Source organism: Nocardioides sp. JQ2195 (assembly GCF_012272695.1).
Taxonomy (GTDB): domain Bacteria; phylum Actinomycetota; class Actinomycetes; order Propionibacteriales; family Nocardioidaceae; genus Nocardioides.
This window is the reverse complement of the sequence record NZ_CP050902.1, coordinates 266,855-288,908: the sequence shown is the minus strand read 5'-3', so window position 1 is coordinate 288,908 and position 22,054 is coordinate 266,855. Positions and strand designations below refer to the sequence as shown.

The following is a 22,054-nucleotide window of genomic DNA, read 5'->3' as shown; positions in this document are numbered from 1 at the left end:
ACCATGTGCTCAGACAGCGGTTCAGGCGGCGGGGTCGTGGTGGGCGAGGGTCAGCGCGAGGCCTTGTTCGAGGCGTGAGGGTCCGAAGAGGGCTCGGCCCAGTGTCTCGTTGATGACCGTGGTTCCGGTGGCATCGACAAGCCGGTAACGCTGATGTGGGGTTCGCCAGACAACAGTGCCCGGCTCGGGTATTCGCACCGTGTAGCCGGCATGGGTCTTGGCCCGGTGCTGGCTCCGGCCCAGCGGGGCAGCATTGTGCAACCCGGTCTGCCCCGGCGGCGCACTGCTCCCCGGTCTTCGGTGCTGGAAGGGTTCGACGTGGTCGTAGTCGACAGCCCGGCTGATCGTGGTGGAGTGCGGGAACGCCGTCCTCGGGCTGATCAGCTGCACCTGCTCCTTGAGCCACTGCGGCATCACGTAGGAGGCCACCGGGGTGATGCCGTTGAGGTCGACGACCTCGGTGACCTTCACCAACGCACCCCCCAACATCGACCCGAGGTGCTTCGGGAGCACCGGTCCGCCGTCCTCGACCTTCACCACGCACCCTCGCCCGGTCGGGTGACTCGATGCCAACGCGGCCTGGTGCAGGTGCACGTAGACCACCGCCTGCGGGCGCAGCTTCGCCGGATCCAGGTTCCTCAAGACTTCGAGCAGGTGGGCCGGGAAGGCTGCGGCCCACGACTGGGTCCACGGCCCCGCCCACGACCCCGCCCACGACCTCGCCTCGTCCGGCGGCGCGGACGCGTCGTCGGGCTCGACCTCGTCGTCGGGCTCGGCACTCAGGTCCGGCCTCGGACCGGGATCGACATCAGCACCCGGGTCGGGCCAGGGTCCCGGGTCTGGTTCGGGGTCTGGTTCGCCTACGCGGCAGTCATCACCGCTGTCGTCACCGCTGTCGTCACTTTCGTCACCGTTGCCAGCGCCACTGCCGTCCACGCTCGCGGCGTCGCTGTTCTTGTCCTCGCCACCGCCGACACCGTCGTCACCGCCGACGTCGTCGACCTCGCCACCGTCGGCGCTGGCGGCGTCGTGGTCGCTCTCGTCGGCACGGGCCTCGTCCTCGGCGTCGTGCTCGGTGGGACCGGGGTCCGGGTCCTCGGCATGCTCCAGCAACAACGCCAGAAGCTCCGCCGGCCTCGCCAACCACCCGAACGCCACCGACCGGCGGGCGTCCTTGGACCGCAACGGCAGCCGTGCCGCCTCATCCTCGACCGCCAAGATGTCAGCGACCCGGTCCAGCAACGCATCCACCCACACCGCATCCCCGTGCTCGACCCGGGCAATCACATGACGCAACCCCGCAGCATCCATCCGACCCACGCTCACGAACCTGCGCTCCCGGGCCTCCTTGACCTTGCGTTCGTGCAACCCCGGGTTGGCCTCGATCACCTTCGCCTCGGCCACCTCCAACACCACCGAAGGCTGCTCCCCCGCCAACGCCACGGCCACCGCAGCATCGACACCCGCCGCCTCGCCCTCGGACAGGTCCCGGGTCAGCCTCGCGACCTTGCGGGCCACCCAGGCCTCACACGCGAGCGCACCGACCACCGCCCAACACCTCGGAAGCCGGTGCACCAGGTCCAACGCATCGGCCATCAACCACCGCGTCGCCATCGGATGCGCCTGCCTGCTGACCGCCAGCTCATGCAGACACAAGTCCTGCACCCGCGGGGTGCCGACACCCCCCACCAGCACCAGCCTCGCCATCCCCGGGAACTGCCGCTCAACCGGCCACTCCCGCGGATCATCGGCATGGAAATCAGCCCACAGGACAGCCAACCGCAGATCGTCATACTCCGCCTGACGACGAGACCTCAACGCATCCTCCACGAACAGCAACGTGCCGCCCGGGTCCATGCCATCGACGAAGGTCTCCATGCAGACCACTCAAGCACTGGCCACCGACAACCACCCCCCCGAAAACAGCCCAAACCGGGGCTCTGGGGAAAACTTTCTGAAAACCTTTCCGCGCCGGCCCGACGGGTGCCCCGAAAGTGAGCCCGAAGGGGCCCTGCCCACCCCGCGACGCGATCTCGACGGGCGGCCTCGTCCCTCACGGCCCGCTCGGACTTCCGGCCGGTCAGCACATGGTCTGCCGCGGCCGCCTCCGTCGTGACAGGATCCGGGGGTGAGGCAGACCGACTTCAAGCTGCGCACGGTCGCCCTCGAGGCATTCGGCCCGACGATCGTGAACTCGATCGGGCACGGCGCCGTTCTCCCCGTGCTGGCCCTGCAGGCCCGCCACCTCGGGGCCGGCGTCGACCTCGCCGCGCTGGTCGTCGCCCTGCTGAGCATCGGCCAGCTGGTCACCAGCCTCCCGGCGGGAGCCATCATGGCACGCATCGGCGAGCGCCGGATGCTGATCTGCTGCGGCCTCGTCGACTGCGTCGCGATGCTGGTCGCCTGGCGGGCCACGTCGGTGCTCGTCCTGGGTGCCGCGATCGTGCTCTCCGGAGCCACGTGGACCGGGTTCCTCCTGGCCCGACAGGGCTTCCTCATCGAGGCGGTCCCGCCCACCCACCGAGCCCGGGCCATGTCGAGCCTGGGCGCCAGCCACCGGGTCGGTCTGTTCGTCGGCCCGTTGATCGGCGCCGGGATCATCGCCTGGCAGGGGCTCTCGGCGGTCTTCGTGCTCGCCGCCGTCATGTCACTGACCTCTGCGGTGATGGCCAGGCTCATGCGCGACCTCGGCCACGAGTCGCGTGCGGACCAGAAGGCCGCCGGCCACGCCAGCGTGGTCTCCGTGCTGGCGGCCCACCGTCACACCCTGCTCACGCTCGGCGTCGGAGTGGTCGTCATCGGGGCATCCCGCTCGATCCGTGGAACGCTCCTGCCCCTGTGGGCCGACCACATCGGCATGTCGGGCTCGGAGACCTCGCTGGTCTTCGCCGTCGCCGCCGCGGTCGACATCCTGTTCTTCTTCCCCGGCGGCTGGCTGATGGACCACAAGGGGCGGGCCGTGGTCGCCGTTCCCGTCGTCCTGGCCGTGGCGATCGGCTCGCTGCTGCTGCCGCTGGCCACCAACGAGGCGGCCCTGCTCGCGGTCGCCGTACTCATCGCGATGGGCAACGGCCTCGGCTCCGGCATCGTGATGACGATCGGCGCCGACACGGCACCGGTGCTCGGACGCTCGCAGTACCTCGGCGGCTGGCGGCTGTGCGGTGACATCGGGGGTACGACGGGCCCGTTGCTGGTCAGCGCAGTCGCCTCGGTGGCGCCCCTTGCAACAGCCTCAGTCGTGTTCGGCGTGGCCACCTTGGCCGGGACCGGCTGGGTCGGTCACTGGACGCGTCAGCTGGACCGACGCCGGGCCGACGCCGGGGCTCGCGAGCGGGCTCAGCCGTAGGTGACGCTGATCGCGTTCGACTTCAGGTTGCGCTCCTTGTCGACCACGCGCCACTGGATCCTGCCCACCTGGGAGGTGATCACGTAGGTGGTGAAGGTCGCCCCGGAGACACTGACGTCGACCGGGAACTCCCGCCAGGACTGGCCCTCGAGGCGGATCTCGATGTCGAGGACCGCGCCCTCGCCGGTCGGGTAGACACCGGAGAGGTAGAGCTCCTCACCCGGGGTCACCTGGGAGGCACCGGGGCTCAGGGTGATCTGGTCCTTCGGCTTCTCGGACTTCTTCTTGTCGGGCTTGGCCTTGCCGGTCTTCTCGTCCGTGCCCTGCTCGGACGACTCCGCCTCCGGCAGCGTCACCAACGGACCGTCCTGCCTCTCCGTCTCGGAGGGATCGGGCAGATAGAGGGAGGCGCCGCCGGCGGTCTCGTCCGACGAGGCACTGCTGTCGCCGACTCCCATCACCTTCGTGCCGATCAGGATCGCGATTCCAGCGAGCAGACCCACCACGACGGCGACCGCGACCAGGGCGATGAGCCCGTTGGCGACCGGCTTGTCTTCGGAATCGGACACGTCACGCTCTCTCAGGAGGAGGACTGATGGCCCCATTCTTACAGGCGGAGCTCAGAAACCTCGTGTCCGTTGGACGTCGTCCACGATCCCGGTCGACCTCCAACCGCGGATCTCCTCGCGGTCGCTCGGCTCCTGGAGCTCCGTGGGACAGCTCTGGCAGAGAAGTGAAACACGTTCTAGTGTAGGTCCCATGCGATTCACCTACGCCGAGGCCATGACCCACGCTGCGTACTACGCCCCGCTCGCGCAGGCAGCCGAGGCGGCCGGCTTCACCAGCATGACCGTGGCGGACTCCCTGATCTATCCCGAGGAGTCCGACTCGAAGTACCCCTACACCGACACCGGCGACCGGGAGTTCCTCGAGGACAAGGAGTTCATCGAGACGATGACCCTGGTCACCCACCTCTCGGCGGTCACCGAGACGCTCCGCTTCACACCGTTCGTGCTCAAGCTGCCGGTGCGTCCGCCCGTCCTGGTCGCCAAGCAGGCCTCGTCGATCGCCTACCTCAACAACAACCGCCTCGGTCTCGGCGTCGGGCTGTCCCCCTGGCCGGAGGACTTCGACGTGATGGGCGTCGAGTGGGCCCGGCGCGGCAAGCGGATGGACGAGTGCATGGACATCCTCCGCGGCCTGACCAGCGGCGACTTCTTCGCCTACGACGGCGAGTTCTACCAGTTCGACGCGATCAAGCAGTGCCCTGCACCGACCGAGCGGATTCCCCTGCTCGTCGGGGGTCACAGCGATGCCGCGCTGCGCCGCGCCGTACGCAAGGGTGACGGCTGGATGCACGCCGGTGGTGACGGCGAGGAGCTCGACCGCCTGCTCACCCGCCTGGCCGAGATCCGCCGTGAAGAGGGCGACTCGCGTGAGGACTTCGAGGTGCACGTGATCTCGTTCGACGCCTACGACCTCGACGGCATCAAGCGACTCGAGGACAAGGGGGTCACCGACTGCATCGTCGGCTTCCGGGTGCCCTACACCAAGGGTCCCGACACCGAGCCGCTCGAGAAGAAGGTCCTGCACCTGCAGGGATACGCCGACTCGATCATCGGCAAGCTGTGAGCACGACCGAGGCCTTCGCAGCCGCCGTTGCCGAGGCAGAACGGCTGATCCGCAACCCTCCGTTCGAGGTCAACGAGCAGGAGCTCGCCGAGGGCCTCGACTACCTCGCCGGATCGATCCGCTCGTCCTTGCAGATGGCCTTCGACTACGACCTCGAGCATCCCGTCCTGATCAACCCCACGCACCAGTACGCACGCCAGGGCCTCGACAACCCCGACGCGATCTACTTCAACGCCTACCTCGACGCGGGGGCGTCGTACGTCGTCTCGGGGCGGCGCGGCACCAGCGCCGACCTGTCGTTCCAGGTGATGGACGGCGGTTACACGGAGAGCGGTTTCCCCAGCACTGTCGCGGCTTTCGACGACCGCGAGCTCGAGATCGCCGACGACGGTTCCTTCGAGTGGCGCTTCGGTCCGGAGCTCGGACTCGCCAAGGGAGCCACCCTGATCGTGCGCGAGGTCTTCGACGACTGGGGCACCGAGGAGCGCGGCACCTTGCGCCTCCAGCGCCTGGACACCGCCGGACAGGCGCGCGGACCGGTCACCGAGGAGAGGATCGCCAAGCGCTACGCCGTCGCCGCCAAGATGTTGACCGGCCGGATCAGGACCTGGTTCGCCTTCCCCACCTTCTTCACCTACAAGGAGCCCGTCAACACGCTGACCGCTCCCGCCTCGACGCCGGGAGGACTGGCCTCGCAGTTCTCCTCGATCGGGCACTACTCGCTGGGTGAGGACGAGGCGATGGTGGTCACCGTCCCGGCCTGCGCGGACGCGCCCTACCAGGCCATCCAGATCGGCTCGAAGTGGTATGTGTCGACCGACTACGAGCACCACCAGACGTCCCTGACCCGCGCCCAGTCCCACGCCAGCAAGGACGGACTGCTTCGGTACGTCGTCAGCGAGCGCGACCCCGGCCTGGCCAACTGGCTGGAGACCACCGGCCACGACAAGGGCGTGATGATGCTGCGCTGGCAGCGGGTCGTCCGCCCGCTGGGTGCCGAGGACGGCCCGCGCGTCGAGGTGGTGCCGTTCTCCTCGCTGCGGACCCGCGTCGACCTCGACGACCAACGGATCAGTCCCGATGAGTACGCCGCCCGCATCGCGGCCCGTCAGGTGGGCGTCGCGCGCAGGATGATCAGCTGATCAGTCGCGCCAGACCTGGGCGATGGCAGGCCGCGGCTGGCCGTCGCCGAGATAGGGGAAGGTGCTGACCACGTGTTCGGGGCTGGCGCCGCTGACCTCGCCCGGGTGCTGCACCGCGACCAGCACGGTGCGGTCGTCCGCGCTGATCACCGGCCCCGAGCACTCGGCACCGACCGGCACCGACAGGAACTGCTTGAGCCTCCCGCGCTCGCGCCCCTCGAGCGGCAGCATGTAGAGGCCGTCGGCGAAGCCGAGCGTGCCCGGCATGCCGTCGGTGGAGATCCACAGGTTGCCCGTCCGGTCGAAGGTGACGTTGTCCGGGCAGGAGATCGGGCTGACCTGGTCGCGGTCGAAGCCGGCGAAGTACGTCGACGGGTCGGTCGGATCACCGGCAACGAGCACGATCTGCCAGGTGAACGTCACCGCGGCCGCGTCGTTGCGGTGCTCGGAGATCTCGATGACGTGGCCGTGCTTGTTGGGCCCACGCGGGTTGGCCTCGTCGACCTGCCCCGGCTGCCGCGCGGTGTTGTTGGTGAGCGCGGCGTAGACCTTCCAGGTGACCGGGTTGGCCTCGACGTCCTCGGGGCGGTCCATCTTGGTCGGACCGACCAGGTCGGCGGCCTGTCGCGTCCAGATCAGCACCTCCTCCACCGACCAGCCCGGCACCTGTGACCGGCCGTCGACCACCAGGGGCAGCCACTCGCCGGTGCCGTCGTGCTGCCCGTCGCCCGCACCGTCGCCGGTGAACTTCGCCACGTGGAGGTCGCCCTCGGACAGCAGCTTCGCGTTGTGCCGCCGGTTTCCCGGCCTGTGCTTCTTCCTGGAGACGAACTTGTAGATGTAGTCGTTGCGCTCGTCGTCACCCATGTAGGCGACGGCGCGACCGTCATCCGCCAGCCGGATCGTCGCTCCCTCGTGCTTGAAGCGGCCCAGGGCGGTGTGCTTGACCGGCCGCGAGCCGGGGTCGTCCGGGTCGACCTCGACGATCCAGCCGAAGCGGTTGACCTCGTTGGGCTCGGTGGCCACGTCGAAGCGCGGGTCGACGCGTTCCCAGCCACGACCACCGGAGGTGATGCCGTAGCGCTTGAGGCGCCCGTCCGGGTCGGAGGCGCCGGTGGTGTTGAAGTACTGGTTGAAGTTCTCCTCACCGGACAGCACCGTGCCCCACGGCGTCACGCCACCGGCGCAGTTGTTCAGCGTGCCGAGCACGTGCTTGCCGGTCGGGTCCGCCGACGTCCTGAGGGCGGCGTGTCCAGCGGCCGGGCCGTCCACGACGAAGGGCGTCTCGCTGTGCAGGCGCCGGTTCCGGCGACCGGCCTGCAGGTACCTCCACGGCGTGCCGGGGCGCTCCCGACGTACCTCCACGATGGTCATGCCGTGCGCCGCCATCACGATGCGGAGCTGGTCGTCGGAGAGGTCGGCGGAGCTGCCCACGCCTCGGAACATCAGCTCGTCGTTGGTGTACTCGTTGTTGAACGCGAGCACGCCGCTGCGGGCACCGCGCCCACGACCGTCGAGGAGCAGCGCGGTGAAGTCACAGTTGTAGCCGGCCTGGCAGCGCTGGGCCTCGACGCTCTGGTTGTCGAAGTCGAAGGCCGGCGCGTCCCGGGTGATCGGGTCGCCCCACGCGATCAGTGGCGACCAGGTGAATCCGCTCGGCACGACCAGCTCGTCCGTCGTGGCCGCCGTCGGCGCGATGCCGGAGAAGCGCGAGAGTGGCCCACCGGCTGGCGCCGTCGCCCGGGCCGTTCCGCTCGCCGCTGCCGGGGAGACAGCTCCCCACCCCGTGGCTCCGAGCACGCCGGCCGCGGCCGCGCCCACGGCGCCTGCACGCAGGACGGATCGGCGCGACACGGCGCGGGCCACGACCTCCTCGAAGTGCTCGTTGGCCGATTCGTTCGGCACGGGGTGCGCGCACGCGTTCCCGCAGCGGTAGAGGCAGGTCATCGAGCTGCGTCCGCCCGGGTGGGCTCGGTCGACGAAGGGCAGGAGCTTGCGAGTGGTCATGGGTTGGAGGCTGGTGGACCCGGTTGACGTCCGGGCGCTGCGTGGGTGACGCGCGGGTGACGAATGGGCTAATCGCTCGACGGAAACTGAAACACGTTCTACTGTGTGCCCATGACCCTCCTGCAGGACAAGGTGATCGTGCTCTCCGGCGTCGGCCCCGGCCTCGGCCGCTCCCTCGGGGAGGAGGCCGCGAGGATGGGCGCCGACCTGGTGCTGGTGTCCCGCACGGAGAAGCGCCTCGAGAAGATGGCCGAGGTGGTGCGCGGGCACGGACGCCGCGCCCTGGTCGTGCCGACCGACATCACCGACGAGTCGCAGCGCGCGGCGCTCGTCGAGACCGCCCTCGCCGAGTTCGGCAAGGTCGACTGCCTGATCAACAACGCCTTCGGCATCCCCCCGATGGATCCGATCTCCACGCTCTCCCTCGACTCGTTGCGAGCCGCGCAGGAGACCAACGTCCTCGCTCCGCTGCGCCTCTCGGCACTGTTCGCCGACGCGCTCTCGGAGACTCCCGCCAAGCCCGGCGGCTCGATCATCATGCTCAACTCCTGCGTGGTGCACAGCTCCCAGCCGGAGTACTCCGGCTACAAGCTCTCCAAGGGCGCGCTCAAGCACCTCGCGTCGTCCCTCGCGACCGAGCTGGGGCCGCGCGGCATCCGGGTCAACAGCATCGCCCCGTCGTACATCTATGAGGACGTGAACAAGGCCTACTTCGACTGGCTGGCCTCCGAAGCAGGAGTGACCCACGACGACATCTACCGCGAGAAGGCAGCGCCGACCGACCTGAAGCGGCTCGCCACGCCCGACGAGGTGGCGAAGGCTGCGCTGTTCTTCGCCAGCGACCTCGCCACGGCCGTGACCGGCACGATGCTCAACGTCGACTGCGGAGAGTTCCATGACAACTGAGGCATCGCGCCCACGGGTCCGCGATGACGTCGGGACGTACGACGACATCGCCGCCGCCGCGGTCCGCACCACCGGGATGGAGGACTTCGGCGGGACCGCCCACGAGGAGGGCCTGCGCATCCTCGTCGACGACCTGAACTCCTCGGCCGCCGGGCTGACCGGCGAGGGCAACCACTTCCACCGCGGACAGGTCAAGAGCTGCCTGGTCGGACGCCTGCTCACCCAGTTCGGGATGAAGGAGAACCCGGCGTACGTCGACGTGCGGATCGAGCGGCCGGTCTTCGTGGTCGGCCTCCCCCGCACCGGCACCACCGCCCTGCACCGGCTGTTGACCGCTGACCAACGCCACCAGGGCCTCGAGCTGTGGCTGACCGAGTTCCCCCAGCCCCGTCCGCCGCGCTCGACGTGGGAGCAGGACCCGGTCTTCACCGGCATCAACGCCGCCTACTCCCGGCACCACGTGGCCAACCCGGAGTTCATGGGGATCCACTACATGGACGCCACCTCGGTCGAGGAGTGCTGGCGGCTGCTGCGCCAGACCGGCAAGTCGATCAGCTTCGAGTCACTGGCCAACGTGCCGACCTACTCGTCGTGGTTGGCGGAGCAGGACTGGACCGACGCCTACGAGCGACACAAGGAGGCGCTCCAGCTGATCGGGCTCAACGACACCGACCGGCGCTGGGTGCTGAAGAATCCGTCGCACCTGGTCGCGCTCGACGCGCTGATGGCGGTCTACCCAGATGCCCTGGTCGTGCAGACCCACCGGGACCCGGTCACCTCGATCGCGTCCGCCTGCTCGCTCTCGGCCGAGGCCACGGCCGGCACGTCGACCACGTTCACCGGCTCGACCATCGGCGAGACCCAGCTGGAGATGTTGTCCCGCTCGGCACGGTCCTTCCACGCCGCGCGACCGGCGTACGACCAGTCCCAGTTCTTCGACGTCGAGTACGCCGACTTCGTGGCCGACCCGGTCGGCACCACGCGGGCGATCTACGACGCCTTCGACCTGGGCTGGACGTCGACGGTGGCCGATGCCGTGGGCGCGATCGATGCGGAGTCGAGGGCCGGGGGCAAGCGACCCGCCCACTCCTACTCACTGGCCGACCACGGGCTCACCGAGGAGCGGGTCCGCGCGGCGTTCTAGGCCACTCGTGCAGCTGGCTGCACGGTTTTCACGCTCCCGTCCACAGGCTGGCCGGGGACGGGTTGTGGAGGTGTTGACGGGTTCCTAGCGTCGTGGCCATGAGCGGATTCGAGATCGACCTCGACGAGATCGAGGGGCTGCCCAGGCCGATGCGGCACCACCAGGCCGCGATCCTGGCCAGCACCACCCTGCCGTCGCCGGACACCGGCGCCTCCACAGCCAGCACGCGTGACGCCATCGACCGCGTCTCCACGCTTGCCGGTTCCTTCGCCGCCGACCTCGACCAAGGAGCCGACGGCCTCGACGCCGTGGTGGCGACCTACCAGGCCACCGACGGCCGGATGAACTACTGGTTCGAGACGATCCAGTCGGCGGTGGTGTTCGGATGAGCGTCTCACTGGTGGTCGACGGCTCGCCGTCCGGTTGCCGTGCGGCGTCGACCGAGATCCGCCGACTCGCCAACCAGGTGGGCGATGCCTGCGACATGCTCGCGAAGACGATGATCGCCGCCTGCGGCGCGTGGAGCGGCAGCTCCTCCGACGCCTTCACCGACTTCGCCAAGGAACGCATCAACCGCGCCGACGAGCTCCACGAGGAGCTGCTCCTCTTCGCCCTGGCGATGGAGGCGTTCGGCCTCGGCCTGGCCGACGTGAAGTCGGAGATGAAGCGGGCCAAGGGCATCGCGGTGGGTCACGGGATCGTGGTCTCCACCCTGCTGCCGGAGGTCGGCGAGATCACCCTCGACCCCGGCCAGGAGGGCCCTCTCGACCACGCGGTCGGGGTGGCCAACCGGGCCCGAGAGCACGAGCAGCGGCTCCAGCTCGCATGGCAGCAGAGCCTGTCCCGTGCCTCGCGGCTGGTCTGGGACCCGGCCGAGGTCGACGCAGCCGTCGTCTCCGCCGGCACCTCGTTGTCCGGGCCGGTCGAGCGGCTGCGCGACCTGGCCCCCGACCTGCCCGACCTGACACCGGGGCCGGTCGACGTCACCGGCCTGCTGCAGGGCGCCCGCGACCAGCTGCCCAGCCTGCCCGACATCGGCAACGTCGACCTGATGGCGCAGCCGATGGTCTACCCGAGCATCCTGGTCCCACTGATGGCGATCAAGGCGTCGAAGCGTGCCTTCCCCGAGCAGGCCGGCACGCTCGACAGCGGCATCCGCAAGATCACCAAGATCGTGGTGCCGAAGGCCGCCATGGCCGGCTGCAGGCTCACCCCCGTGACGGCACCGCTCTCCCCGCTCTGTGGTGTTGTCGGCGGCGTGGCTGCCGGTCCGGTCGGTGACGAGATCGTGGAGATGACCGATGCGAGGTGACCGAAGCCATTCGCTGCTCCGTGTTCCCGACGGCTGGTCCGTCGAGCACGAGCCCCGCTCCGGGATCGTGGCCACGATGACCCCGCGCAAGGCCCCCGACAGTGGCCTGGCCCCTGCCATCACGTTGACCCGGAGCTCGACCGGCCTGGGCGTTCGTGAGCACCTCGACCAGCTCAGGTCGTTGGTCGAGCACACCTTCGACAAGGTCGACATCGAGGATGCCGACGTCTACGACTACCACGATGTCGACGTGGCCTACCTCCGGTTCTTCCACCGCACACCACGCCACGACGTGATCGTCGAGATCTGGAACTGGCTCGTCGACGGCCAGGTCTGGTCGATGGCGGCCTCCGCCGACCATCGCGACCATCCTGACTACACCGACGTCTTCGACGACGTGGCGGCCACCTTCGACCCGACGGTGCGCGAGGTCAGGCGCTTGGCTCGACCCGCGTGACGAAGCGCTTCGTGGCCTTCACCCTGGTGTCCGCACAGCTGGCGCGCACCGGTGGTCCGGCCTCGACGTCGACCGTCACGACACGCTCCCCGGTGCGGTGCCGGAACCCCACGCGATGGCGCCCGTCCTCGTCGACCTGCACGTCGACCAGGCTGAGCGCATCGGCCGCATCGTCACCCAGCTCGGCGAGCAGCGCCACCTCCGCGGCCTGCACCGCCGGGGCGTAGGCCGTCCGGCCGCGCAGGTGCTCGACGACCAGGCGGCCGGCCAGGGTCGACGCGGCGACGGCGAGGGCGGAGGTGCTGTCCAGCCGGCCGTAGGAGAACCCGTGCGGGAGGGTCAGCATGGCCCCGGCGAAGCGGTGCCCACCGACGTGCGTCGTCTCCCATGTCTGGAGCGGGTGGGCAGCGGTGAGGGCGGCGACGATCGGCCTGCCGAACTCCGCGCAGCACGCGTCGCGCCGGCCGTTGGTGCAGACCAGCAGCAACGGCTCGTCATGCGGCTCCAGGCCGGGACGCCTGCCCTCGGCGAGACCGTCGAGGTCGAGGTCGAGCAGGTCGTCGGCCACCTCGAGGACAGTGGTCTCCAGCCACGCGTCGTCGGGAGCGGCACTCCCGAGGAACACCCGGAACGCTTCGCCGCGCGGGTTGCGACCGTGCCTCCGGATCAGCTGCACGCGCACTCCGGCGCGATCCGCGGCCTCGGCCAGTCCGTCACGCACGTGCTCGGGAAGCGCGCTCTCGGCGAGCGCCTTCTTGCCCCACGCCCCGGGATACTCCACCAGCAGATAGGCGGCATCGGCCGCCGCGCTGCCGGCCAGGTGCTCGGCGCCGGCACTGAGGGCGCACCGGAACCTCGACTCGGGGGCATCGTTCGGCTGGGACATGGCGTCAGTCTCTCGCGTCACGGTTCGACCACAGGCATCGGTCGGAGCTCCAGGGCGAGGTCCACGTCGACCACCTCCGGGTCGGTGTTGACCGTCAGCTTCCGGGAGGCGGCGCAGCCGAGCTCCTCGCTCGCTGCGCTCACGATGTAGGGACCCGGAACCGGCAACGGCATCACGAACTCCCCCTGGTCGTCGGCGTGGGTGGAGTGCACGAAGTCGCCGCTGCCCAGGTGCAGCGTCACCAACGCGTGCGACACCACGGCGCCGGCGTTGCTCACCGTGCCCGACAGGGTCAATTGGCGCTCCAGGACGACATCCTGCGGGTCGGCGCCCTCACGGAAGTCGATCACCTGCGCCTGGGGCGCCCACCCCCGGGCATTGCCGATCAGGAGGTAGCGGCCGGGCCCCGGCAGGGCAACTCCGAAGCGGCCTTCGCGGTCACAGCGCGCCCAGTCGACCGGACGCCCGTCCATCCGGGTGACCGTGACGAAGGCAGGTGTCAGGTCGGGGAGTCGATCACCGGGGAGGATCCGACCCCGGATGACCGTCTCCCTGCTGTCCCCGGCGGTGGCCACGGACGGAACGCCTTCGCGTCCAGCAGCGGCGGTGGAGGGCAACGGGATCGCCCAAGTGACCAGGCAGGCGAGGAAGCAGGCCAGCGCGCACAACCAGAACATCAGGGTGAAGGCGCCCTCGGACGGGATCTTCCGTCCGGCGAAGCCGACGGTCATGGAGGTCATGATCGCCGCCAGGGCCGCGCTCGACGTCGATCCACCCACGGCGCGCATCAGCGAGTTGAGACCGTTCGCGGAGGCGGTCTCCGTGATCGGCACCGCGGCCATGATCAGGGTCGGCATCGCAGCGAAGGCGAACGCCGTCCCGATGCCGACGAGGGTGGAGCCAACGATGATCTGGGCCAACGATTCGGAGGCGAAGGCCCGGAAGACATAGGCCGAGGCCATGATCCCGCCGCCGACCAACATCGTCGTGCGTCCGCCGATCCGGGCCAGCATCGCGCCGGAGACCGGTGACAGCACCACCATCACGAGTCCGGTCGGCACCATCGCCAGGCCCGCGGCACTCACGTCGAGACCGAAGCCGTAGCCCGACTCCTCGGGCAGCTCGAGCAGCTGGACCGTGAGCAGCATGTTCACATACATGCCGAAGGCGATCAGGACCGACGCGACGTTGGTCAGCAGCACCGGCCGGCGTGCCGACGTACGCAGGTCGACCATCGGCTCGCTCACCCGCAGCTCGAGCGGGAACCATGCCGCCATGATCACCACGGAGGCCGCGAAGCAGCCCAGCACACCGGGGCTCAACCAACCCCAGGTGCCACCGTTGGTGACCGCCAGGAGGAACGAGGTCAACGCCGCCGACAGGAGCACGGCACCTCGGTAGTCGAAGCGTCCCGGGGACCGGACCTCGGACTCCTCGACCAGCAGGGCCACCCCGACGGTGACCACCGCACCGAAGCCGGCGGCGACCCAGAAGAGCGAGTGCCAGCCGAAGTGCTCGAAGAGCACGCCGGAGAGCGGCAGCCCCAGGGCGCTGCCGATGCCGAGGGTGGCGCTCATCAGCGCCACACCGAAACCGACGCGTGCCGGCGGCAGCTCGTCGCGCATGATGCTGATGCCGACGGGGATCAGGGCCGCACCGAAGCCTTGGAGGGCCCGACCGGTCAGGGCGAGGACGAAGGCCGGGCTCAGGGCCAGCAGCAGCGACCCGATCACCATGCAGGCCAGGGAGATCAGGATCATCCGCTTCTTGCCGAACATGTCGGCCAGGCGGGACACGATCGGGGTCGCCACCGCTCCGGTGAGGAGCGTGATGGTGACCATCCACGACGCGTTCGCGTCCGACACCTCGAGGATGCGCGGAATGTCGGGGGTGAGCGGGACGACCAAGGTCTGCTGCAGCGCAGCCAGCATGCCGGCCAGCGACAACACCGTGATGACCGCCCCGGTGGGAGCGCGGCGTTCGGTGGTCGTCACGGCGGGGCTCCTCGTGCTGGCTGGGTCTGTGTCCGCAGTCTGCCAGCCCGCTGCCGACGCCCGCCGGTCAGTCCGCGATCAGGCCACGCCTGCGAGCAATCGCGGCAGCCTCCGTGCGGCCGGCGGCGCCGAGCTTGCCCAGGACGTTGGAGACGTGCACGCTGACCGTCTTCGCACTGATGAAGAGCTGTTTGGCGATCTCGCCGTTCGTGCGCCCCGCCGCCACCAGGGTGAGGATCTCCGTCTCCCTCGGGGTCAGCGCGGTCGAGCCCGTCGATGCGGCGCGCACAGGCGTGCTTCCGAGCAGCTTGAGCACCTCGATGAGCGGTGTCGCGCCCAGGCTCGCGGCGGCCTGTCGTGCCCGGTCGGCCACCTCCCGCGCGGCGGCCGGGTCTCCGGAGGCCCGCAGCACCGAGGCCAACCGCGCCCTGCTCCACGCCAGCTCGTGCGGGTTCCCGAGATCCTCGAAGAGGGTCACGGTCTCGCGCCACACCTCGGTGAGCTCCTCCAGCGGCGGGGTGTCGACGCCGACCAGCCAACGCCAGCGCAACAGCTCCGCATCGAGCCGCTTGGCCCAGGCCCGCCCCTCGGGACCCCACAGCACCTGGGCCTCGGCGCGGGACTCGAGCGCCCGGTGGCCGGCTGCGAGCAGCCGCTCCGCCACCTCGGCGTACGTCGCTCGGTCGTCGCTGCTCATCACCGGAACGCTCTCCGACAGCGCGGCGATCGTGACCGCTGAGAGCCGCACCCGTGCCTGGAAGAACTCGCCCCAGTTCGGCGAGAGGGTGTCGACGAGCAGGTCGTGGGCCTCCACGGCTGCCTGGGGTCTCCCGGCCCTCCCGAAGGCCTCGATCTCGACCGGGGCGGAGAAGATCGCCACCACCCCTTCGCGACTCCAGTGCTTGCGAAGCCGCTTGAGCGCGGCCAGCTGGTTCTCCCCGCGGGCGCTGCCCACGGCGAGGCGCAGGGTGAGGAGCAGGGCCTCCGACACCGGTGGGGGCGACTGGCCCGCCATGTCGGTCAGGGACAGGACCGACTCCCACATCCCCACGGTGAAGGCGATCTGGGCGTGCATGAATCGCGAGTCGAAGGCGTACGGAGCCCACGGGACCCCGGCTTCGGCGGCCCGGGTGGCTGCCTGGGCGAACGCCTCGCAGGCCTCCGGGAAGTGGCCACGGTCCTGGTGGGCGCGTCCGAGGATGAAGAGTGCCCGCAGCTCGGCGTTCACCGCACCCGTCGTGCGGGCTCGCTGCACCGCCTCCTCGAGGGCGACCTGCAGCTCCTCCATCGGGGCCTGCTTGTCGAGGCCGATGATCGTGGTGGTCACGTCGGCGGCGGTCTTGGGCAGGTTGTGCCGCTCGGACAGGGCCAGCGCCTCCACGGCGGCGTCACGGGCGCGTTGCTTGTCGTCGCTGGCCAGCATCACCCGGGCGAACAGCGCCAGCAGCTTGGCCCGCTCACGCGTCGGCTCGGCGGGAGTCAGGGCCAGGCCGTCCTCCGCGTGCTTGAGCCAGTCGGTGTCGCTGTCGAAGAGCAGCGCGGTGTGTGCGGCAGCCAGGTGCAGCTGGGCACGGTCGACGGGCTCGGTCTCGTCACCCAGTGAGGCCAGGTGTCGTTCGAGCAGGGTCAACGCGCGATGCATCTGGCCGTTGGCGACCAGCGCCTCGCTGGCCTTGACGACGAGCGGTGCCACCTCCACGCCCACGGCCAGCTTCGGGTCGGCCGCGATCTCCAGCGCGTGCTCGTAGTGGCGGGCCGACTCGTCCGGACCACCGACGGCTCGCGCCTCGTCACCCGCCTGCACGCTTGCCTTCAGCGCGGTCTCGAAGTCCATCGCCGCCCGGGCGTGACGGGCCAGCTCCGCGGCGGTGCCCCGGGCGCGGCCGTCGCGCAACGCCTCGGCGTACGACGCGTGCAGCCGCACCCGTTCACCCGGGAGCAGGTCGTCATAGATCGCCTCGGCCAGCAGCGCGTGCCGGAACGCATAGGAGTCGTCCCCAGCGGTGACCAGCACGTGGGAGTCGATCGCGCTGCGCAGCGCGCGGTCGAGGTCGTCGGGCTTGACTCCGCTGGCCTCGACCAGGAGGTCGTGGGTGATCTTCCGGCCGGCGGCGGAGATGGCCCGCACCACCTGGCGGCCGGTGTCGTCGAGCCGGTCCAGGCGCACCAGCAGCAGGTCGGCCAGGTCGTCGGGGACCCGGGAGTCCCAGGCGGCGCCGACCAGCTCCTCGACGAAGAAGGCATTGCCCTCGGCGCGCAGGACGATGTCGGACACCCCCGACTCGGGGAGCGCCTCGGGGTGGAGCTCACGGATCAGGGCCCGCACCGCGACTGGTCCGAGCGGCTCGAGCAGCATGCGGTGGACCCCACGGACCCGGGTCCACTCGGCGACCTGCGCACGCAGGGGGTGGCGGCGATGCAGGTCCTCGGCGCGATAGCTGATCACCACGCCCACCGGTGGGACGAACGGACGCGAGCACAAGAAGCTGATCAGGTCACGCGTCGACTGGTCGGCCCAGTGGGCGTCCTCGATCACCAGGAGGAGCGGCGCCTTCTCGGCGGCACGCTCGAGAAGGGCATGCACCGCCTCGAAGATGTCGGCGCGGTCGACGGTCGCCTGCCCCGGCTCCCCCAGCTCTCCGGAGAGCATGCGGCGACCGGGCTGGAGCCGGGACAGTCCGGGGTGCAGGCCGGCAACCGTGTCGACCACCTCGGGCAGGTCCGCGGCCAAGCGACCCATCACCTCGGAGAACGGGAGGTAAGGCAGCGCACTGTCGCCGAAGTCGAGGCAGTGGCCGGCAACGACCTGCCACCCCTCGGCGAAGGCAACATCGCGCAGGGCGGTCAGCAACCGGGTCTTGCCCACGCCCGCGTCCCCGGCCAGCAGGACCACGTGCGGCTGGGCGTCCGCGCCCGGGCGCGCCTCGACCCTCGTCGGAAGGATTCCGAGTGTCGAGCTGAGCTCGGCAAGTTCGGCATCGCGTCCGACGAGGGTCGACATCGTTCCGGCTGGAGCCACGTCCCCCATCATGCCGGGTGGGAGGCGGTCAGCGCTCGCGGGTTTGTCCCGCACCACGGTCACGCCGGCCTCAGCTGGCCAGGTCGTCGCCCATGGATCGGCGGGCACGCTGTGCCCGATCGAGTGCGCGGTCCTGTGCCCGCTCGCGACGGCTGCGGCGAACCGGCTTCCGGATCTGGTTGGCCCGCTCGCGCCGGTAGGTGGCTTCCGCCTCGGTGTAGTAGCTGTTGTAGCTGTCCATCTCAGTGCCCTTCTCTCGAGTTGATGTGTCGAGAGTGCGCCTCTGAGGTAGGCCCGCACATGGGGCGACTGCCTTAGGCGGGCTGTCGGGATGCCTCAGATCTGCCCGGGGTCAGCACCGCGCTCCGCGGACCCAGGTCTCCTGCACGAGGGGTACGCCGGGGCGGTAGGCCAGGTGCAGGTGGTTCGGTGCGTCGAGCACGGCGAAGTCGGCGCGGGCGCCCGGCTGCAGGGTCCCGACGTCGTCACGAGCCAGCGCGTCGGCGCCGCCACGCGTGGCCGCGGCGAGCGCCTCGGTCGGGGTCAGCCCCATCTCGCGCACGGCCAGGGCGATGCAGAACGGCATCGAGCTGGTGAAGCACGAGCCCGGGTTGCAGTCGGTGGCGATCGCGACCGACACCCCGGCATCCAGGAGTGCCCGCGCGTCGGGGAACGGGTGCTTGGTCGAGAACTCGACCCCCGGCAGCAGCGTCGCGATCGTTCCGGAGTCGCGCAACGCAGCGACGTCGTCGTCGCTGAGGTAGGTGCAGTGGTCGACGGCCACCAGGCCGAGCTCACAGGCCAGGCGGACGCCGGGACCCTCGCCGAGCTGGTTGGCGTGCATGCGGGGCCGGAGTCCTCGGGCAACACCCGCGGTCAGCACGGCCCGTGCCTGGTCGGCGTCGAAGGCACCGCGCTCGCAGAACACGTCGACCCAACGCGCATGGGGTGCCGCCGCCTCGAGCATCGGACCGGTGACCTCGGCGACGTAGTCCTCGGGCTCGATCCCCTCGGGGACGACGTGGGCGCCGAGGAACGTGGTCTCCTCGGTGAACTGCCGGGCGATGGCCAGCGAGCGGGCTTCGTCGCGCACGCTCAGCCCGTAGCCGCTCTTGATCTCCAGGGTCGTGGTGCCCTGCCGGCGCATCTCCTGCACCAGCCTGGCCACGTGCGAGGTCAGCTGCTCGTCGCTGGCCTCGCGCGTCGCGCGCACCGTCGTCCGGATTCCGCCAGCGGCGTAGGGCTGCCCGGCCATCCGGGCGCTGAACTCCTCGGCCCGGTCACCGGCGAAGACCAGGTGGGAGTGGCTGTCGACGAAGCCGGGGATGACCGCGCGGCCCCCCGCGTCGTACGCCGTGTCGGCCGCGGGCGCCTGTGCCGCCGGGCCGGTCCACGCCACCGCACCCGCCTCGATGACGAACGCCGCCGCCCGGACGATCGGTTGCTCCGGGTCCCACGTGGTGAGCTCGCCGATGTTGGTCACGAGAGTGCTGGGTGGGGTGCTCGGAGAGGTGCTGGCAGTGGTGCTCATCGCATTCCTTCGCTGGCTGCTCGACGGCTGACGGGTTGTTCGCTGACCGACCGGACGGCCCGCTCCAGCTCCGGGCCGACCTCGTCCCGGATCGCACCTGCCTCGTGGACGAGGCCGTCGACCATGACCTGTCGGACGTCCTCGGCGACGGCCGCGAAGACGGCCGTCTCCGGGCCCGCCCCGGTGCCGGCGGTGCGGGTCGACGTGGTGTCGAGGGTGACCAGGTCGGCGCGCTGGCCGACCGCGATCCGTCCGGCGTCGGCGAAGCCGAGGCTGGCGTGCCCCTGGTGGGTCGCCGCCCCGAGCAGCTCCACGGCACTCCAGTGGCCGCGCTGCTGGGTGGCCAGGCGTTCGTCGAGCTCGACCGCACGCATCTCCTCGAACGGGTCGATCACGGCGTGGCTGTCGGAACCGAGCGTGAGTCGGGCGCCGTGGTCGAAGAGCGCGCGGGACGGGCCGATCCCGTCGCCCAGGTCACGCTCGGTCGTCGGGCAGAAGCAGGCATGTGCGCTGGCGCCGCCGACCAGGGCGAGGTCGTGGTCGGTGAGGTGGGTGGCGTGCACGGCGCTGGTCATCGGGCCGAGCGCGCCGCAGTCGTCGAGCAGTTCCGTCGGCGTGCAGCCGTGGGCGGCGTGGCACTGCTCGTTCTCGGCGACCTGCTCGCTGAGGTGGACGTGGAGGGGCCGGCCGTCAGGCGTGTCGGCCCGTGCCCATCGGGAGATCGTCGGGATCTGCTCCTTCGGGACCGCTCGCACCGAGTGGATCGCCGCTCCGATGACGGTGGACTCGTCACCGCGCAGCTGGTCGACGCGCTGGGCCCAGCGCTCGGCGTCGCCGTCGGAGTAGCGCACCTGGACGCCCTCGGGAGCCCTCCCGATCCCTGCCGCGAGGTAGCAGGTGTCGAGCAGCGCGATCCGGATGCCGGCGTCCTTCGCCGCTGCGACCAGCGCGTGGCCCATCGCGTTGGGATCGGCATAGGGCGTGCCGTCGGGTTGGTGGTGCAGGTAGTGGAACTCGCCCACCGCGGTGATGCCGGCCGAGAGCATCTCCCGATAGGTGGCCCTCGCCAGGTCGTGGTAGCTGTCGGGGTCGAGCCGCTGCGCCACGGCGTACATCTGCTCGCGCCAGGTCCAGAAGCTGCCCGGGCTCCCGTCAGCCCCCACCTGCTGGGTGCGTCCGCGCAGCGCCCGGTGGAACGCGTGCGAGTGACAGTTCGCCAGGCCCGGGATGCTCAGCCCCGCCAGCCTCACAGGCTCGCTCGTCACCCCGGGTACCCGAGAAGAGGGTGACTCCCCGGCCGGGAGGTGGCGGTCTCGGCCGGGCAGCACCTCGGTGAACCGGCCGTCCTCGACGACCACGAGCACGTCGGCCTCGACCCGGTCGTCGATCAGCGCTCGCTCGAGCAGGAAGGTCGCGCTCACCCGGCCAGCCTCTCGAGGGTGTCGGCGAGCGCCTCGACGCCGACCAGGCAGTCGGCGATCTCGGCCGACTCGGCCGGGGAGTGCGAGACCCCGGTCGGATTCCGCACGAAGAGCATCGCTGTCGGGATGCCGGCCGCCGAGAGCACGCCGGCATCATGACCGGCCTGGGTGGCGATGATCGGCCAGTCCCCGCCCGCGTGGTCGACCGCCAGGCGGCGGGCCAGGTCGGCGTCGAAGCCGACCGCGGCCGAGACCGACTCGGGGGTCACTGAGAGCGCGGTGCCGTCGCGACCGGCTCGGTCCTGGCCGAGGCGCTCGATCTCGGCGAGCATCCGCGTCAGCGACTCGTCGGTCTCGCACCGGGCGTCGAGCCAGGCGGTCACCCGCGACGGAACGGCGTTGGTGCCGTTGGGCACCGCCTCGATCCGGCCGAACGTGGCTCGCTCGCCCGAGAGCCGGGCCTGCTTGTTGGCGGCCAGGGCGGTCATCGCATAGGTCAGCATCGGGTCGTGCCGATCCTCCATGCGGGTGGTGCCGGCGTGGTTCGCCTCGCCGGTGAAGTCGAACCGGAAGCGCCCGTGCGGCCAGATCTCGCTGGCCACGCCCACGGCGGCGCCGCGGTCGACGAGATCGCGTCCTTGCTCGACGTGGAGCTCGACGAAGACACCGACGTCGTCGAGGAGCGTCCCCCTGCCCAGCTGCGGATCCAGTCCGGCGGCGGCCATCGCGTCGAGGAGGTGCACACCGTCCCGGTCGCGCAGCTCCTGCGCCGCCTCCGGGGTGGTCGCGCCCGTCATCAGCCGCGAGCCCAGGCAGGCCAGGCCGAACCTGGATCCTTCCTCCTCCACGAAGGCACCCACGCCGATCGGCCGGGACGGGACGAAGCCGCGGTCGCGGAGCAGGTCGATCGCCGCAAGCGACGAGACGACGCCGAGCGGGCCGTCGTACGCACCGCCGTCCAAGACGGAGTCGAGGTGGGAGCCGGTCAGCACGGACGAGCCGGAGCCGGCCCGCCACCAGCCGACCGTGTTGCCGTTGCCGTCACTCTCGACCTCGAGCCCGCGAGCGGCGCACTCCTCCAGGAACCACGCGTGGCACTCGCGCTCGGCCGAGCCGAAGGGCTGCCGGAAGTAGCCGCCGCTGCTCGCCGACCGCCCAACCGGGCCCAGGTCCTGCCACATCCGTTCGAAGCTCACGCTGACAGTCCACCGGCCCGGCGCCCCGGGGTCAACGCGACTCACCAGCTGAGGGTCTCGG

18 protein-coding genes are annotated in these 22,054 nt (G+C 70.5%); 8 read left to right on the top strand and 10 right to left on the bottom strand.

Features of this window, described 5'->3' with window-relative positions; all coding sequences use genetic code 11:
- Positions 1 to 21: 21 nt before the first annotated feature.
- Positions 22 to 1,878 carry a hypothetical protein gene (locus ncot_RS01345; RefSeq protein ID WP_168615985.1) on the bottom strand — a complete coding sequence of 619 codons (1,857 nt, stop codon included), beginning with the start codon at positions 1,876 to 1,878 and terminating at the stop codon, positions 22 to 24.
- A gap of 250 nt (positions 1,879 to 2,128) precedes the next feature.
- On the opposite strand from ncot_RS01345, the gene ncot_RS01340 reads away from it, so the two are divergent.
- Entirely contained in the window at positions 2,129 to 3,346 is a 1,218-nt protein-coding gene (locus tag ncot_RS01340) for an MFS transporter (RefSeq protein ID WP_168615984.1), read from the top strand.
- On the opposite strand, the gene ncot_RS01335 is transcribed toward ncot_RS01340, so the two are convergent.
- Positions 3,337 to 3,915, bottom strand: coding sequence for a hypothetical protein (locus ncot_RS01335; protein ID WP_168615983.1), 579 nt, complete (start codon positions 3,913 to 3,915; stop codon positions 3,337 to 3,339). The genes ncot_RS01340 and ncot_RS01335 overlap by 10 nt on opposite strands.
- Before the next feature lie 190 nt (positions 3,916 to 4,105).
- Between ncot_RS01335 and ncot_RS01330 the strand changes: the two genes are divergently transcribed.
- On the top strand, positions 4,106 to 4,978 hold the full coding sequence (locus ncot_RS01330) for a TIGR03619 family F420-dependent LLM class oxidoreductase (RefSeq protein ID WP_168615982.1): 873 nt from the start codon (positions 4,106 to 4,108) through the stop codon (positions 4,976 to 4,978).
- Entirely contained in the window at positions 4,975 to 6,120 is a 1,146-nt protein-coding gene (locus tag ncot_RS01325; protein WP_168615981.1) for a hypothetical protein, read from the top strand. Before ncot_RS01330 ends, ncot_RS01325 begins: the two co-directional genes overlap by 4 nt.
- On the opposite strand, the gene ncot_RS01320 is transcribed toward ncot_RS01325, so the two are convergent.
- Entirely contained in the window at positions 6,121 to 8,127 is a 2,007-nt protein-coding gene (locus ncot_RS01320; RefSeq protein ID WP_168615980.1) for a PhoX family phosphatase, read from the bottom strand.
- Between the two features lie 111 nt (positions 8,128 to 8,238).
- On the opposite strand from ncot_RS01320, the gene ncot_RS01315 reads away from it, so the two are divergent.
- The 5 genes from ncot_RS01315 to ncot_RS01295 all read left to right on the top strand — a co-directional run bounded on the left by ncot_RS01315 (position 8,239) and on the right by ncot_RS01295 (position 11,946).
- Complete coding sequence (locus tag ncot_RS01315) at positions 8,239 to 9,033, top strand: SDR family oxidoreductase (protein ID WP_168615979.1); 795 nt, start codon at positions 8,239 to 8,241, stop codon at positions 9,031 to 9,033.
- Entirely contained in the window at positions 9,023 to 10,177 is a 1,155-nt protein-coding gene (locus ncot_RS01310; RefSeq protein WP_168615978.1) for a sulfotransferase, read from the top strand. Before ncot_RS01315 ends, ncot_RS01310 begins: the two co-directional genes overlap by 11 nt.
- 98 nt (positions 10,178 to 10,275) lie before the next feature.
- Positions 10,276 to 10,566, top strand: coding sequence for a hypothetical protein (locus ncot_RS01305; RefSeq protein WP_168615977.1), 291 nt, complete (start codon positions 10,276 to 10,278; stop codon positions 10,564 to 10,566).
- Positions 10,563 to 11,489, top strand: coding sequence for a hypothetical protein (locus ncot_RS01300; protein WP_168615976.1), 927 nt, complete (start codon positions 10,563 to 10,565; stop codon positions 11,487 to 11,489). Before ncot_RS01305 ends, ncot_RS01300 begins: the two co-directional genes overlap by 4 nt.
- Positions 11,479 to 11,946, top strand: coding sequence for a hypothetical protein (locus ncot_RS01295; protein WP_168615975.1), 468 nt, complete (start codon positions 11,479 to 11,481; stop codon positions 11,944 to 11,946). The genes ncot_RS01300 and ncot_RS01295 overlap by 11 nt, the downstream gene beginning before the upstream one ends.
- On the opposite strand, the gene ncot_RS01290 is transcribed toward ncot_RS01295, so the two are convergent.
- The 7 genes from ncot_RS01290 to ncot_RS01260 all read right to left on the bottom strand — a co-directional run bounded on the left by ncot_RS01290 (position 11,921) and on the right by ncot_RS01260 (position 21,993).
- Positions 11,921 to 12,832 (bottom strand): sucrase ferredoxin, encoded by a 912-nt coding sequence (locus ncot_RS01290; RefSeq protein ID WP_168615974.1) that lies wholly within the window; start codon positions 12,830 to 12,832, stop codon positions 11,921 to 11,923. The genes ncot_RS01295 and ncot_RS01290 overlap by 26 nt on opposite strands.
- 17 nt (positions 12,833 to 12,849) lie before the next feature.
- A complete protein-coding gene (locus ncot_RS01285; RefSeq protein ID WP_206065074.1) occupies positions 12,850 to 14,826 on the bottom strand; it encodes an MFS transporter in 1,977 nt (658 codons plus the stop codon).
- A gap of 67 nt (positions 14,827 to 14,893) precedes the next feature.
- Positions 14,894 to 17,845: a helix-turn-helix transcriptional regulator gene (locus ncot_RS19785; protein ID WP_168615973.1), complete on the bottom strand. Its 2,952-nt coding sequence runs from the start codon at positions 17,843 to 17,845 to the stop codon at positions 14,894 to 14,896.
- A gap of 70 nt (positions 17,846 to 17,915) precedes the next feature.
- Positions 17,916 to 18,086 (bottom strand): hypothetical protein, encoded by a 171-nt coding sequence (locus ncot_RS01275; RefSeq protein ID WP_168615972.1) that lies wholly within the window; start codon positions 18,084 to 18,086, stop codon positions 17,916 to 17,918.
- A gap of 111 nt (positions 18,087 to 18,197) precedes the next feature.
- On the bottom strand, positions 18,198 to 19,376 hold the full coding sequence (gene hutI / locus ncot_RS01270; RefSeq protein ID WP_168615971.1) for an imidazolonepropionase: 1,179 nt from the start codon (positions 19,374 to 19,376) through the stop codon (positions 18,198 to 18,200).
- Positions 19,373 to 20,797 (bottom strand): formimidoylglutamate deiminase, encoded by a 1,425-nt coding sequence (locus ncot_RS01265; protein ID WP_168615970.1) that lies wholly within the window; start codon positions 20,795 to 20,797, stop codon positions 19,373 to 19,375. The genes hutI and ncot_RS01265 overlap by 4 nt, the downstream gene beginning before the upstream one ends.
- A complete protein-coding gene (locus ncot_RS01260; RefSeq protein WP_240938014.1) occupies positions 20,794 to 21,993 on the bottom strand; it encodes an allantoate amidohydrolase in 1,200 nt (399 codons plus the stop codon). Before ncot_RS01260 ends, ncot_RS01265 begins: the two co-directional genes overlap by 4 nt.
- Between the last annotated feature and the right edge of the window lie 61 nt (positions 21,994 to 22,054).

Coding starts and splice junctions, on each gene's coding strand:
- ncot_RS01345 (WP_168615985.1), bottom strand. CDS start 1,878: ATGGAGACCTTCGTCGATGGCATGGACCCGGGCGGCACGTTGCTGTTC.
- ncot_RS01330 (WP_168615982.1), top strand. CDS start 4,106: ATGCGATTCACCTACGCCGAGGCCATGACCCACGCTGCGTACTACGCC.
- ncot_RS01320 (WP_168615980.1), bottom strand. CDS start 8,127: ATGACCACTCGCAAGCTCCTGCCCTTCGTCGACCGAGCCCACCCGGGC.
- ncot_RS01315 (WP_168615979.1), top strand. CDS start 8,239: ATGACCCTCCTGCAGGACAAGGTGATCGTGCTCTCCGGCGTCGGCCCC.
- ncot_RS01310 (WP_168615978.1), top strand. CDS start 9,023: ATGACAACTGAGGCATCGCGCCCACGGGTCCGCGATGACGTCGGGACG.
- ncot_RS01305 (WP_168615977.1), top strand. CDS start 10,276: ATGAGCGGATTCGAGATCGACCTCGACGAGATCGAGGGGCTGCCCAGG.
- ncot_RS01300 (WP_168615976.1), top strand. CDS start 10,563: ATGAGCGTCTCACTGGTGGTCGACGGCTCGCCGTCCGGTTGCCGTGCG.
- ncot_RS01295 (WP_168615975.1), top strand. CDS start 11,479: ATGCGAGGTGACCGAAGCCATTCGCTGCTCCGTGTTCCCGACGGCTGG.
- ncot_RS01290 (WP_168615974.1), bottom strand. CDS start 12,832: ATGTCCCAGCCGAACGATGCCCCCGAGTCGAGGTTCCGGTGCGCCCTC.
- ncot_RS01275 (WP_168615972.1), bottom strand. CDS start 18,086: ATGGACAGCTACAACAGCTACTACACCGAGGCGGAAGCCACCTACCGG.
- hutI (WP_168615971.1), bottom strand. CDS start 19,376: ATGAGCACCACTGCCAGCACCTCTCCGAGCACCCCACCCAGCACTCTC.